Genomic DNA, 12,637 nt, shown 5'->3' with positions numbered 1-12,637 from the left:
ATTGCGCGGCGCTGCAAAATCCGACAAGGTCGCGTGAGATTCACTGGACGGGGTGTGCGCGATGAGACGAATTCGAATTTTTTTCCTGACGGTAGTGTGTTCGGTTGTGTTCGCGGGCGCCGCTGCGGCTGTTCCGCCTTCGGGTGCGGGAACATATTCTGACCTCGTCGGACTGTTCGAAGACTTTCTTGCGTATAAAGCGCCGTCCGCCTGGAACGCCAATTTTAATGACCCGGATGCGCCCGATCACGGCCTGGTTGATTATTCGCCGCCCGCGATCGCAAAGCGCCGCGCTGAGCTGACGGAATTACGCGCGCGACTGGACGATATGAATGTCGCCGAGTGGCCCATTGCACAGCAGGCGGAATATCTGGCTGTTCGCGCGCAGTTTGACGCGCAAGCTTTTCTGTTGGAGGTCTCGCAGCCATGGGCGCGCGATCCTGGGTTTTACGCAGATCAACTTCTTCGGATTACGTTCACCGAATTGCCTCTGGCGGGAGAAGACAAGGCGATGTTTGAACGTCAGCTTGCGGCCGTGCCGGCAATTATCGAGGCGGCGAAACAGAACCTTGACGATCCCGCCGGTGATTATGCGGCATTGGCGCTGCACAATCTGACGACAGCGGATGGCGTCGGGCATGGCCATCCTTACCGTGCAGAGCCGCCTGCGGGTATTATCGGCTGGTATGAAGATTTGCGTGAACGCGCGCGTGGCCTGCACCCGGAACTCATGCCGGCCATAGACGCCGCGCACGCCGCCGCCGCCGATTATCGCGACTGGCTGCAAGACAATATGGATTCCTTTACGGCTGAAGCCGGCGTCGGCGCGGCGCAATATGACTGGTACCTGAAACACGCCAAATTGCTGCCGTTCACCAGCGATGAACTGATCGTGCTCAGTAACAGGGAATGGGACCGGTTATATTCGTTTTATGCGCTGGCGCAGCACCGCAATCGCGATTTGACCGATCTGACGCCCGCGAAAACGGAAAAGGACTATCAAAAGCGCATCGACGCCGCGGACAGGAACATTCGCGAATTTCTTGTCCGTGAAGAGATTATTACCGTACCCGATTATGTGGGCGAACTCGATACGAACGGACCTTTTATCACTCGCCCGCAAGGGTTGAATTTCTGGGAGCAGGTGCAGTTTCGCGACCCGCATCCCGATCATTTGCATGCGGTTATTCCCGGCCACCGTTTCGACGGACTTTTGGAAGATCACAATGACCACCCTATACGCGGGCGCATTACCGACGGCGTTCGCGCAGAAGGGTGGGGGACATATCTTGAAGAATCGATGATGCGCGCCGGCGTGCTTGACGAATATGCGCAGGTCGAAGAATTGATTTACCTGTTCGGCATCTTCCGTGCGGCGCGCGTGCCCGCCGACGTGGGAATGCAACGCAATGAAATGACCGTGCAGGAAGCGGTGGATTTCATGCGGTCAAAAACGCCGTGGCTCGATGAAAATGTCGCGCGCGTCGATGCGGAAATCTATCTGCGCCGGCCGCCGGGCTACGGCATCGGCTATACGATCGGCAATTTCCAGATGCGCGGCCTTCTCGCGGACAGGGCGGCCCAGCTTGGCGATGACTTTGTGCTGAAGGAATTTCACGACGACTTCATGGCCGCCGGGCGCCTGCCCATATCTTTAATTCGTTGGCAGATGACCGGTATGGACAACGAAATTCGCGATTTCTGGGAGACCGAACCGATTCCGGAATAGAAAAGAAGCGCTGCGCATTCCCGCGCAACGCTTCCATTCTTCAAACGCGATTCTTTAGCCGCCGAATTTGTATTCGAGATTCAAACCGAAACTTTCCGCGTTGGCGTCTGAGAAGTCGTAATGCGTATAGTCGGCTCGAATGGCGAGGGCTTCTGTAATATCGAAAGAAGCCGAACCGCCGAACGCAAGACCGTCGTCAGAACCGCCGAAAACAAGTTCGTTGCCGCCGAACGTTGAAACCGTTGAGTCGATTTCAGCAAAGGCGTAACCGGCGCGCGCCGAAACATCAAAACGGTCGCTGACGGGCAGGATAAACCGGCCATAGCCGCCAATGAGGTAATCCAGTCCCAGATCGCCGGGACCAGCAATTACATCGTCAAAGGCGCCGTCATTGTTATCATCAAAGTCCAGATCGTCTTCATCGCCGTTGAAATCAAAGTCGCCATCGTCGATGCCGAAACTGATGTCGCCTTCGACCGCGAAATACCTGGCGAATTGCCAGCCGCCGCGCGCCGTTATGGCGCTGACGCTCGCATCGCCGCCGACTTCTTCATCAAAATCCAGATAGTTGTATCCGCCCGAAATATACGGGCCTAAGGTTTCGCGCGCTTCGCCATAGCCCTGCGCCGATGCAGCGCCTGCTGTGATGAGCGTTGCGGCGCCGGCGAGAATACCTGTTTTCAAAGGTGTCATTTATGTCTCCTTTACGCGTTACAAGTTGTTCGCTGGCGTCTGAACAGCGGCGGGCGCCAAACGTTCCCTGATCTGCGCAAGGCTGGCGCGATCCAGCAGGCGTTCATTTGATCTTTCGGCCAAATATCGTCAAAGTTACAAAAATTTCAGGGAGCTAGTCGCTATGGCGGAAGTGAAGACTCAAAAGGGGATATTGGGGCTCATCGAAAAAGCGGGCAATCGCCTGCCTGATCCTGCATTCATCTTTTTCTATCTGATTATTGTCATGGCGGTCGTTTCAAGTTTCGCCGCCTTTGCGGGATGGTCCGTTCCGCATCCGACCCAGACCGGCGACGACGGCGCGCCGCTGGCGGTTAATGCAATCAGCGCGCTGGCGCCGCAGAGCATCGAATATCTCCTGACCGAAATGCCGGAGATTTTTACCAGCTTCCATCCGTTGGGTTATGTTCTTGTTGTGATGCTCGGGGCAGGCGTTGCTGAACGGGCCGGTCTGTTTGGAACCGCCATGCGCGCCGCTGTGCGCAAAGCCCCGCGTTTTTTAATGACGCCCGCAGTGGCGCTGGCGGCGATGATGGGCAATTTGGCGGCTGATGCGGCTTACGTTGTTCTCATTCCCCTAGCCGCCGTTATTTTCGCAGCGGCGGGGCGCCATCCCATCGCGGGGATTACCGCCGCGTTCGCCGGCGTTTCCGGCGGTTTCTCCGCGAACCTGTTGCCGGGACAGCTCGACGCCTTGCTCTTCGGCATTACCGAAGCCGCTGTCGCTCCGATTGATCCAACATGGGTCATGAACATTACGGGCAACTGGTATTTTATCGCGGTCATGACATTCATTTACATGCCGGTCATCTGGTTCGTCACGGATATGATCGTTGAGCGGCGGCTTGGCCCCTGGACAGGCGGCGCCGTTGCAGGCTCCGACGACGCCGATGACGACCCCAACGCGCCTTTAACGGACGGTCAGAAGAAAGGCCTGCGGCGGGCGGGTTACGCCGTTCTTGTGGTGATGGCGATATGGCTTGTCATGGCGGTCGATCTGGTCGCGCTTATTCCGTTTACGGATATCTCCATGTATGGCGGCGACGTGCCGCTTTACGATGAAACGCCGGGACTGTTACCCGCGCAGGCGATGGTGCCATTTTTCCAGTCGCTTGTGGCCGGTTTCATGATCCTGTTTATTTTCACGGGCGTCGCCTATGGCCAGGCGGCGGGTACAATTACCAATCACCGTGATATCGTCGAAATGATGGCCGCCGCCATGCGCGACATGGGGTACTATCTCGTGCTGGCGTTTTTTGCGGCGTATTTCGTGGAGCTGTTCAACATCTCCAATCTCGGATTGATTTCGGCGGTGAACGGCGCGGACGCGATACGCGAGTCCGGCCTGCCATTGCCGGCTGTCATATGTCTGATTGTGTTGTTCGCCGGTTTGCTGAACCTTTTCGTCGGTTCGGCCAGCGCGAAATGGGCGTTGATGGCGCCGGTCCTCGTGCCGATGCTGATGCTGTTGAACGTCAGTCCGGAAATGGCGACAGCAGCTTATCGCGTGGGCGACAGCGCCACAAATATCATCACGCCGCTCATGGTGTATTTCCCGCTGGTACTCGTTTTTGCGCAGCGCTGGGTCCCGAACTATGGCCTCGGCTCGCTGACCGCCGCCATGATCCCGTATTCGATCTGGCTCTTGATCAGCGGTATCGCACTGACATTCATCTGGGTGCTGTTCGGGCTGCCATTGGGGCCGGGCGCGGAAGTCGGCTATACGTTGCCGGCGCAATAAAGACCGAATAAAAAGAAGTCAGCTTGCCGGTGACTTATTCGGTAAGCTGACTTTTCACATAGGCCAGCCATTTATCATCATCAGCGCGAATGACTTCGTAGGATTTCACGTGCTGCGGCCCAATAAACAACAAGTAAGTCTCGTCTTCAGCGAAACTCGGAACTAAACGGCAGTCCGCCGTCGGCATAATGCGGCCCGCCGCGGGGGAATCCCAGAACGCCGGATCCTTGTGATCACTAAAATCAAAAGTGGCGCGCTCGTCAGTATGCACGGAAACAGGAGCGTAAATTGTCGCCTCGCCGCCGCCTTTCAAATCCTCCTTCACATAAAAACGTCCAATGCCCACTGGCGCGATGATACGGTCAATGTCGCGGTTGCGGCGCTGTTCGACCGCTTTCTCGATTTCGTTTTCACGATCGAGTTCGCTGTCGGCTTTCTCTGTTTCATCGCCGGCGGACATGGGCGCGAAGCGGGCGAGTACAATTCGCTCACTTCTTTCGATCAATTGATCGGGACTGACCGTCATGTGTTCGGGCAGTGTTTCGCATTGAGAACTGTTGTTTGCATTTGCGGCGCCTATGCAAAGTGCAGACAAGAGCGCTGATGCGGCGGTTGACTGAATGAACTTGATTATGCGCATGGCGCGCAAATTAGATTAAAGTAGCGCGAACATGCAAGGCCCTGCTTCCGGCGTCATGCAAATTGGCCTTTCATTTCACTAAAGTTTTCAATGAATTGCATGGATAATTTGCCTTGTGTTCGCAATCAACGAGGTGAATACTCTTTTAAGACATGCAGGGGGCGCAATCCATTGCGCGCTGCAAGTTTTCCGACCCGCGGTCGTCATACGCTTACGCGGGGCTTTTGTAATAGCGCATTCTCCTGAGCGCGCAGTGAGAAGGGAAGAGGAGCATCTTAATGAAAACAGGGTTATTATTCTCGGCGGCGAGCATCGCCGCGGTGACGATGGCGAGCTTCGGTGCTGCAAACGCACAAGGCGGAGCCCAAGGCGGCGATGGATTCCTTGAAAAATACAGGGTTGAAACGGATGACTGCCGCGGGTGCGGTCCGCGTGAATTTGCGGATGTGGCTGAAGCGCGCGCCTATATGGAGCTGCTGGACAGCACAGCCGGCGCACTGAACAACTCAGGCAACGGTTTTTTCCCGCATATGCTGGAGCAGGAGCGCCGCCAGACTCAAGTGGTGTTTCTTGATTTTGATGCAGGCGGCCTGCCGACCTTTCCGATCTGTACCAGCACGGGAACTTTATTCGGCATATTCCAGGATCACGTCTACACGCCGGCGGAACGGGCTGAAATCACCGCGCGTGTTCAGGCGGATTATGATGATTTCAACTATGAAATTGTAAGCGAAGAGCCCGCCTATGGCGATTATTCGACGGTGCGCATCGGCGACAACGACGCGCCGTTTGACTGTTCGCAAGGCAGCAACATAACGCTCGTCGGCGGCTTTTTGAGCATTCTCTTCGGTCAGGCGGACGGCATCGACTTCCTCAATCGCAATCGCAACGACAACGCTTTCGCGGATGCCAGCCTGTGGGAGTTTGTCGTTCAGTTCGACCCGTCCGGCGGATTATTCCAGGCGTTTTCCGGCATTGATGTCGCAGGCGAATTCGGCGGCGATTTGCAAGCCGCGTTGAATTACGCCGTGATCAACCAGACGGCGAATACGGCGGCCCACGAGGTCGGTCACATTCAAGGGTTGCGTCACCAGAACTCTTTCGGCGCGCCTGGCGACGGTCTGCCGTCCACCGGCACGCCCGGTCCGAATGATTTCGTGCCTGTTTTCGATCAGGGACAGAACGCTACGGAAACCGTGTGGCATACGATGGGTTCCGGCGCCAGCGTCGGTCTTTCGCTCGGCGACTCTTCCGATCGCGATCGCTTCTTCTCCGAACGCTCTGCGGCGCGCCTCGCCATCAACGCCGATGGCAAGATCGCTGACGAATGGCGTATTCGGCAGAATGGCGGCCGCTATCGCATCAACCTCGATAACATCAAGGTGCCGAATACTATCATTGTCGGTGAAAACGCCGGGAAGAAGTTCGACGTCGACGCACTTGTTATCAAGGGCGATATTTCAGTCGTCGGTGAAACGGACTCTTATGTTTTCCGCGGCAAACGCGGCGAATATCTGAACGCCGAGCTGATCTCCGTTATTGGCGAAGATCTGACATTCGAAGAAGGCATCATGGGCCAGTTGCGCCTTTACATGGTGGACAACCGCGGCAACGAAACCCTGATCGCCTCGAACCTGCAAAGCTTCGAAAGCTTGTTCGACGCGGAAATCTTCGATGCGGAACTTCCGGAAAATTCATTTTACCGGCTCGAAGTTTCTGCGCCGGATGAATTTTTCCCGTCTGATCTCACCGGCGACGGCGTGCTTGACCCGCAACCGCTCAGCACTGTCGGCGGCGCGCCGGAACTTCTCACCGGGCGCTATTCGCTGCAGGTCTACACATCCAAGACCAAGCTGAAAGGCTATCAGCGCAAGCGCGATCTTGAGATTGCGTCCAACTAGACTTTGCGCATTCCAACATACAGAAACGCCCGCTTTTTGAGCGGGCGTTTTTGTTTTATGCGGAAAGGTGCGAACACAGGCATCAACGCGTTTGCAAAAGCGTTTCTATGGTTCTTTTAAGAACGCTATAGCCTGCCGCAATATCTTTTTCCGCCGTATGTTCTGCAGGGTTGTGGCTGACGCCATTGACTGAGGGGACGAAAATCATGGCGCTCGGGCACAGGCGCGCCATCATTTGCGCGTCATGGCCAGCGCCTGAAACCATTCGCGCTACAGAATAGCCGTTATCTTTCGCTGCGTCTTCCACAATCTTGACTATCGATGGCGCGAATTGCACCGGCGCGAAGCGCACGAGGCTTTCAGTTGCGATTTCAACGCCTTCTTCATCCGCGACCGTTTCGATGACACTTTCCAGCCGATCCTGCGCCTCGGTCAGCCTTTGTGCATCGGCGTTGCGCAGATCAACCGTGAGATACGCTCTACCGGCTACGACGTTGACGAGATTGGGCGTCAGGTCGATCTCGCCGATTGTTGCAACCTGACCGTCTATGCTTTGGGCGATGGTTCTCGCCTCGACTGCGATACGCGCGGCGGCGTAACCGGCGTCTTTCCGCATTGCCATGGGGGTTGTTCCGGCATGGTTCGCCTGTCCCGTTATCGTTACGCCAGTCCAGTAGATGCCTTGCACGGCTTCGACGGCGCCGATGGTCGTATGGTTCGCCTCAAGGACCGGGCCTTGCTCGATATGCAACTCGACAAAGAAGGCCGGCGGTTTGGCGCCGCAGGGAAGGGCGCCGGTATATCCGATTTCATCCAGAGCCTCGCCGAGCCGTACACCGTCGCGATCCCTGGCGGCGCGCGCAGTCTCTACATTGAGGCCTCCTGCAAAAACCAGCGATCCCATCATGTCCGGTTGAAATCGCACGCCTTCTTCATTGGTGAAAACAGCGACGACGAACTGGCGCGCGGGCGTTTTGCCTGACTTATTCAAAGCGGATGCGATAACCAGACCTGCGATCACGCCAAGCGGACCGTCAAGTTTGCCGCCATTGCCGACGCTATCGATATGCGAGCCTGTCATTACCGCCGGCAAATTTTTACCGCCCGCAAGCGCGCCAAAAATGTTTCCTATACGGTCGATCTCGACGGTCAGTCCCGCCTCACGCATCCATTGAACGATCAGGTCCCGACCGGCCTTGTCCGCTTGCGTCGCCGCGATACGCCGCACGCCGTCTTCGGGCGTAGCGCCGATCCGGCTTAAAACGTCCAGTTTTTGCAAGAGTTCATCGGTTTCAGACATGGGACGCTACGCAGCTTTTCTACGCGAGGCGCAATGCGCAGACGCGTGCCCAAGCCTCAAGCAACACTGACCTGCGGCGCGGCCTCCGGCAGATCTTCGCCGAAGGCGCGTTGATAGAATTCAGCGACCGTCGGGCGTTCCAGCTCATCGCATTTATTGAGGAAGGTGACGCGAAAAGCGTAACCGATATTTTGAAAGATCTCGGCGTTTTGCGCCCAGGTGATGACCGTACGCGGGCTCATGACTGTAGAGATGTCGCCGGCGATAAAGGCGTTGCGCGTCATGTCGGCGACGCGCACCATGGCGTCAATCGCCTCGCGGCCAGTGTCGGAATCGTATAACGGCACTTTGGCGATAACGATCGCCGCCTCTTCGTCATGCTCCAGATAGTTCAGTGTCGTGACAATCGACCAGCGGTCCATCTGTCCCTGGTTGATCTGCTGGGTGCCGTGATAAAGGCCGGTCGTGTCGCCAAGACCGATGGTGTTGGTTGTCGCAAACAGGCGAAACCAGGGGTTTGGCGTTAACACCTTGTTCTGGTCAAGCAGGGTCAAGCGGCCTTCGGCTTCGAGGATGCGCTGTATCACGAACATCACATCCGGACGGCCTGCATCGTATTCGTCGAACACCAGGGCGACCGGGCGCTGAAACGCCCATGGCAGCATCCCTTCCTTGAAAGCCGTTACCTGTACGCCGTTTTCGACAACAATGGCGTCTTTGCCGATCAGGTCGATACGGCTCACATGACTGTCGAGATTGACGCGAATGCAGGGCCAGTTCAGCCGCGCCGCCACCTGTTCGATATGCGTCGATTTGCCGGTGCCGTGGTAGCCCTGCACCATGACGCGCCGGTTCCGCGCGAAGCCTGCGAGAATCGCCATGGTCGTTTCCGGGTCGAACCTGTAGGCGTCGTCTACGGGCGGCACATATTCGTTCGGCTTATCAAAGGCTGGAATCTCCAGATCGATATCAACGCCAAAAATCTTTTTGGCGGAGACCGTTTTTGTAGGTTTTTCCGGAAATGTATCTTCAGTAATCGCGGACATGGGCTGGATGCTCGTTCGTAAGTGTTCGCCAGATCGAAATCGCGCGGACCCTCGCCTGAAAGCGGGCCAAAGACAAGGGTTCACGGCGCCCGGTATTGTCACATCGCGGCGGCGCTATCGGGCTATACCGGCGGCGAGGTAAACTTCATCAAAACGATACCCGAAACGATCAGACCAGCCGCCAAGAGTCGAAGCGCCCCAGCCTGTTCGTTCAGGATGAAGATGCCGACCAGAAATGCGCCGACTGCGCCGATACCTGTCCAGACGGTGTAAGCCGTTCCCAGCGGCAACGTTTTCATGGCGATAGAAAGCAGCCCAAAACTGGCGAACATGGAGATAATAGTAATGATGGCGGGGGCGAGGCGGGTGAAGCCCATGGATTGCTTCATGCTGTAGGCCCAGACGATTTCCAGTAAACCGGCGAAAAATAAATAAATCCAAGCCAAGACCAGGCCCTCCGCTGATATCGCCGGGCCGTCCCGGGCATAATCCCGTCGAACGGGGGAGGACGTGGCCTCGCTTGTCTTTATTCAATCGCCCAGACGTTGAAACGCGAGGCGAACGCGGTTTCAAGCTATAAAAATTGTGCTTTTTTCAGGATCTGGTGGGCTTTCACGACCTGGCTCAGCTGTTCTTCGGCGCTGCGGTCGCCGCCATTGGAATCGGGATGGAACCGGCGCAGCAGCTCTGCATAGCGCCGCCGGATATCGCCGGAGGGCGCCGCATAGGGCAGCGCGAGCGTGTCGAACGCATTGACCTGCAGTTTCGTCAGCTTTTTGCCGCCGCGATAATGGCCGCGGGTTTCGGCTTGAACTTTGGCCTCTTTCCCGAAAACCCCGAACGCGTCTTCCATATCGGCCGGACCGCGCGCGTTGGCCGCGGCGCGGGCGCGATCATTTTTGCCCATGGACCAGGTGGGGCGGTCGCCATACTGGCTGGCTTCGCGGACCTTTTTGGCTTCATCGTCTGAAAGGCCGTCGAAATAATTCCAGTTGCGATTGTGGTTGCGCGCGTGCTCAAGGCATAGCCAGACACGCTCGCGCGGTTCGCGCGGCGATTTCGGCAGGCTGCAGGCCGCCTTGCTTTCGCAATCGGGCGCAGCGCAGCTCTGGTCGCCGGGGTCCGCCCACACGGCCTTGGTTTTCTTCTCTTTGCCTGGCGGCTTGACCCGGATATCGAAGCCGAGCCGCGGTTTGTATCGTTTTTTCTCCGTCATGCAGTGCAATATGGGGCGGGTTGAGGCTTGACACAATCTTGACGAACGGGCTTGGTACCGCTTGTGTGGCGGCCATGTCAGTCGCCGAAACCATCCGACAGAAACTGAACCGCGCTTTGGAGCCGCAATTGCTCGACGTTGTCGATGAATCCCATCTTCACGCCGGCCATGCAGGCGCCCGCGAAGGCGGCGAATCGCATTTTCGCGTGCACATTGTCGCGGCGGCTTTTTCAGGGCTGAACCGCGTGGCGCGCCAGCGGCTGGTCAATGATATCCTGAAACAGGAACTCGCCGGGCCAATCCACGCGCTCGCCATGAAAACCCAGACGCCCGAAGAATCGGCGGACGCACAATAGCGGATTCATTTCATGGACATACCCGTCGCGCCGGCGGTTTATGCGCTGATAATCGCCAATATCGCGCTCAGCGTTTACGCCCTCTCGTTTAATCGCAGTTTTGCGGAAGAGTTCGCGTTCAATGTCGGCGCGCTGATCAAGCATAAACAGCACTATCGCGTCTTCACATCATCATTTCTGCATGGCGACTATTTTCATCTGTTTTTTAACATGATGACGCTGTTTTTCTTTGGTCCTGTCGTGGAGCGCATTCTTGGTACGGACGGGTTTCTTGTCGTTTATTTTGGCGCCATTTTGACAAGCGGCATTGTATCGTTTTACGCCAACCGGGATAATCTCGCCTATACCTCGCTCGGCGCTTCGGACGGCGTATCCGGCGTTATCCTGTCTTTTTGCCTTTTTTTTCCGCTTGAGCCGATTTATTTCCTGTTCATTCCTATTGGCATTCCAGCAATTATTTTCGGCGTTCTTTTCATGCTGATTTCCGCCAGGATGATGGGCGGGGGCGGGCGTATCGCCCATGAAGGGCATCTCGGCGGCGCCATCGCAGGCGTGATACTGACCTTGATGATGCGCCCGGACCTGTTCGTTCATTATTTCGGCTAGATTTTTTTCGCTATGTAGAGCAATTCTTCCGGATTAAATCCGTATCGCTCCGCGTCAGCGCCAAATATGTCCGGACGCATTTTCCAGTCGACAAGCTCCAGGGCGAAACCCGCCGCCTTGATCCGGTCCGCATAATCGCGGCCGTAAAGGCGCACGTGATCGTCCTGGCCGAAATGGCGCTCGCGCGCTTTTCCATCGGTAATCGATTTGTCTTCGTGGGTTTCAGATTCGTCGATGGCCAAGGGAACCTGAAGCATCGCTGTTGCACCCGGCCTCAATACGCGGCGCAATTCGCGCATGGATTTGCGGTCGTCATCCACATGTTCAAGCACGTGATTGCAGATAACGAGATCAAAAACCTCATCCTGGAAGGGGAGGATCTGAATATCGAGCGCAACGCTCATGGACGGTCTCAGATAATCTGAGCGTACGTAATTGATCTTTGGGTGCGCGCCGAGATACCTGGCGATGCTCGGCTCCGGCGCGACGTGCAATATGGCGCAGTATTCAGCCAGAAAACCGTTCGCCCATTCGACATATTTCAGGGCCAGTCGCTCCCTGTCGGTTGACCAGCAGACGGGACAGCAATTGTTTTCTCGATATCCAGACCCGATGATCTGCTTTTCGTCGAAAATCCTGAATTTCGCGCCCTGCGCGAGAAATTTTTTCAATTGCGCGCCGCATGAGCAACATTCAAAATCATCCCCCCGCATGGCGCGAACGCGCGCATTGTCGCGAACGTCTCGCGCCATGGATTTCAGTTTTTGCAACATGCCCAAGCAGTTTCCTTTATTCCGGCGCGGACCAACATGGACGCAAATTGTGACGGCGATATAGCATACCTGAAAATCGCCGATATACATCAAAAGCTTAAGGGCGGATATTGCCCTGAACCGCTGATTTTATGCTATAGTTGCCCGGGGCGAGATGAGGGGAATGTGTATGGATCGCGTATCACCACTGCCTGACGGCGTTGCACCCAGCAATGCGAAAAGCGCGCAGCGTGACGCGGTGAAATTCACCGTCAGCGATACGGCGGTTCCCGGATTTTCCGCTGGCGGCGCAAAAATTACGCCGAGAAACCTCCAAGTCACGAAACAAGCGCCGGCAAGTTCAAGCCGCTTTTACCGGTTTGAAGAAGATGATGATGAGGATGATGAAGACAAAAACGCAGATAAAAAACGCGCGCCGGACCCCTTTCATTTATCGCATGCTCCACATGCGCCGGGGCCAATGGCGATTCTGGTCGCTATCGGTCTAGTGCTGGCGGCTTTGACTGCTTTCGTCGCCATGCGCAATCAGCCCGAACCCTTGCCTTACTGTTCGGAGCAGCCTGACTGGAACCAATATAATTGCCGGATCGGCTAGCC

13 protein-coding genes are annotated in these 12,637 nt (G+C 56.3%); 6 read left to right on the top strand and 7 right to left on the bottom strand.

Annotated features, from left to right (window positions below; translation table 11 throughout):
- Positions 1–61 precede the first annotated feature (61 nt).
- Entirely contained in the window at positions 62–1,729 is a 1,668-nt protein-coding gene (locus tag ACQK2Q_RS06690; protein ID WP_425408968.1) for a DUF885 family protein, read from the top strand.
- A gap of 54 nt (positions 1,730–1,783) precedes the next feature.
- On the opposite strand, the gene ACQK2Q_RS06685 is transcribed toward ACQK2Q_RS06690, so the two are convergent.
- Positions 1,784–2,422 (bottom strand): outer membrane beta-barrel protein, encoded by a 639-nt coding sequence (locus tag ACQK2Q_RS06685; protein WP_425408967.1) that lies wholly within the window; start codon positions 2,420–2,422, stop codon positions 1,784–1,786.
- A 163-nt stretch (positions 2,423–2,585) separates the two neighbouring features.
- On the opposite strand from ACQK2Q_RS06685, the gene ACQK2Q_RS06680 reads away from it, so the two are divergent.
- The gene (locus ACQK2Q_RS06680) at positions 2,586–4,202 is read left to right on the top strand and encodes an AbgT family transporter (protein ID WP_425408966.1); all 1,617 of its coding nucleotides are present in this window, start codon (positions 2,586–2,588) and stop codon (positions 4,200–4,202) included.
- Positions 4,203–4,236: 34 nt separating this feature from the next.
- Here the strand turns inward: ACQK2Q_RS06680 and ACQK2Q_RS06675 are convergent, their stop codons facing one another.
- On the bottom strand, positions 4,237–4,728 hold the full coding sequence (locus ACQK2Q_RS06675; RefSeq protein ID WP_425408965.1) for a hypothetical protein: 492 nt from the start codon (positions 4,726–4,728) through the stop codon (positions 4,237–4,239).
- Positions 4,729–5,120: 392 nt separating this feature from the next.
- Here ACQK2Q_RS06675 and ACQK2Q_RS06670 point away from each other — a divergent pair, with 392 nt between their 5' ends.
- Positions 5,121–6,743: a hypothetical protein gene (locus ACQK2Q_RS06670; RefSeq protein WP_425408964.1), complete on the top strand. Its 1,623-nt coding sequence runs from the start codon at positions 5,121–5,123 to the stop codon at positions 6,741–6,743.
- A gap of 82 nt (positions 6,744–6,825) precedes the next feature.
- On the opposite strand, the gene ACQK2Q_RS06665 is transcribed toward ACQK2Q_RS06670, so the two are convergent.
- From ACQK2Q_RS06665 to ACQK2Q_RS06650, 4 genes are all read right to left on the bottom strand, one after another.
- Positions 6,826–8,043 carry a M20 family metallo-hydrolase gene (locus tag ACQK2Q_RS06665; protein ID WP_425408963.1) on the bottom strand — a complete coding sequence of 406 codons (1,218 nt, stop codon included), beginning with the start codon at positions 8,041–8,043 and terminating at the stop codon, positions 6,826–6,828.
- Positions 8,044–8,099: 56 nt separating this feature from the next.
- Positions 8,100–9,089, bottom strand: coding sequence for a cobaltochelatase subunit CobS (cobS, locus tag ACQK2Q_RS06660; RefSeq protein ID WP_425408962.1), 990 nt, complete (start codon positions 9,087–9,089; stop codon positions 8,100–8,102).
- A gap of 122 nt (positions 9,090–9,211) precedes the next feature.
- The gene (locus ACQK2Q_RS06655) at positions 9,212–9,535 is read right to left on the bottom strand and encodes a DMT family transporter (protein WP_425408961.1); all 324 of its coding nucleotides are present in this window, start codon (positions 9,533–9,535) and stop codon (positions 9,212–9,214) included.
- A 128-nt stretch (positions 9,536–9,663) separates the two neighbouring features.
- Positions 9,664–10,305 (bottom strand): J domain-containing protein, encoded by a 642-nt coding sequence (locus ACQK2Q_RS06650; protein WP_425408960.1) that lies wholly within the window; start codon positions 10,303–10,305, stop codon positions 9,664–9,666.
- Between the two features lie 74 nt (positions 10,306–10,379).
- On the opposite strand from ACQK2Q_RS06650, the gene ACQK2Q_RS06645 reads away from it, so the two are divergent.
- Both ACQK2Q_RS06645 and ACQK2Q_RS06640 read left to right on the top strand, forming a co-directional pair.
- Positions 10,380–10,661 (top strand): BolA family protein, encoded by a 282-nt coding sequence (locus tag ACQK2Q_RS06645; protein WP_425408959.1) that lies wholly within the window; start codon positions 10,380–10,382, stop codon positions 10,659–10,661.
- A 12-nt stretch (positions 10,662–10,673) separates the two neighbouring features.
- On the top strand, positions 10,674–11,267 hold the full coding sequence (locus ACQK2Q_RS06640) for a rhomboid family intramembrane serine protease (RefSeq protein WP_425408958.1): 594 nt from the start codon (positions 10,674–10,676) through the stop codon (positions 11,265–11,267).
- Here ACQK2Q_RS06640 and ACQK2Q_RS06635 read toward each other — a convergent pair.
- Entirely contained in the window at positions 11,264–12,040 is a 777-nt protein-coding gene (locus ACQK2Q_RS06635) for a class I SAM-dependent methyltransferase (RefSeq protein WP_425408957.1), read from the bottom strand. The two genes, ACQK2Q_RS06640 and ACQK2Q_RS06635, sit on opposite strands and share 4 nt — an antisense overlap.
- A 169-nt stretch (positions 12,041–12,209) precedes the next feature.
- Between ACQK2Q_RS06635 and ACQK2Q_RS06630 the strand changes: the two genes are divergently transcribed.
- Positions 12,210–12,635 carry a hypothetical protein gene (locus tag ACQK2Q_RS06630; RefSeq protein ID WP_425408956.1) on the top strand — a complete coding sequence of 142 codons (426 nt, stop codon included), beginning with the start codon at positions 12,210–12,212 and terminating at the stop codon, positions 12,633–12,635.
- Positions 12,636–12,637: the final 2 nt, after the last annotated feature.

It is taken from the genome of Hyphococcus sp., from assembly GCF_965228385.1.
Classification (GTDB): domain Bacteria; phylum Pseudomonadota; class Alphaproteobacteria; order Caulobacterales; family Parvularculaceae; genus Hyphococcus.
The sequence above is the reverse complement of the archived record's forward strand: the minus strand, read 5'-3'. Positions and strand labels throughout refer to the sequence as shown.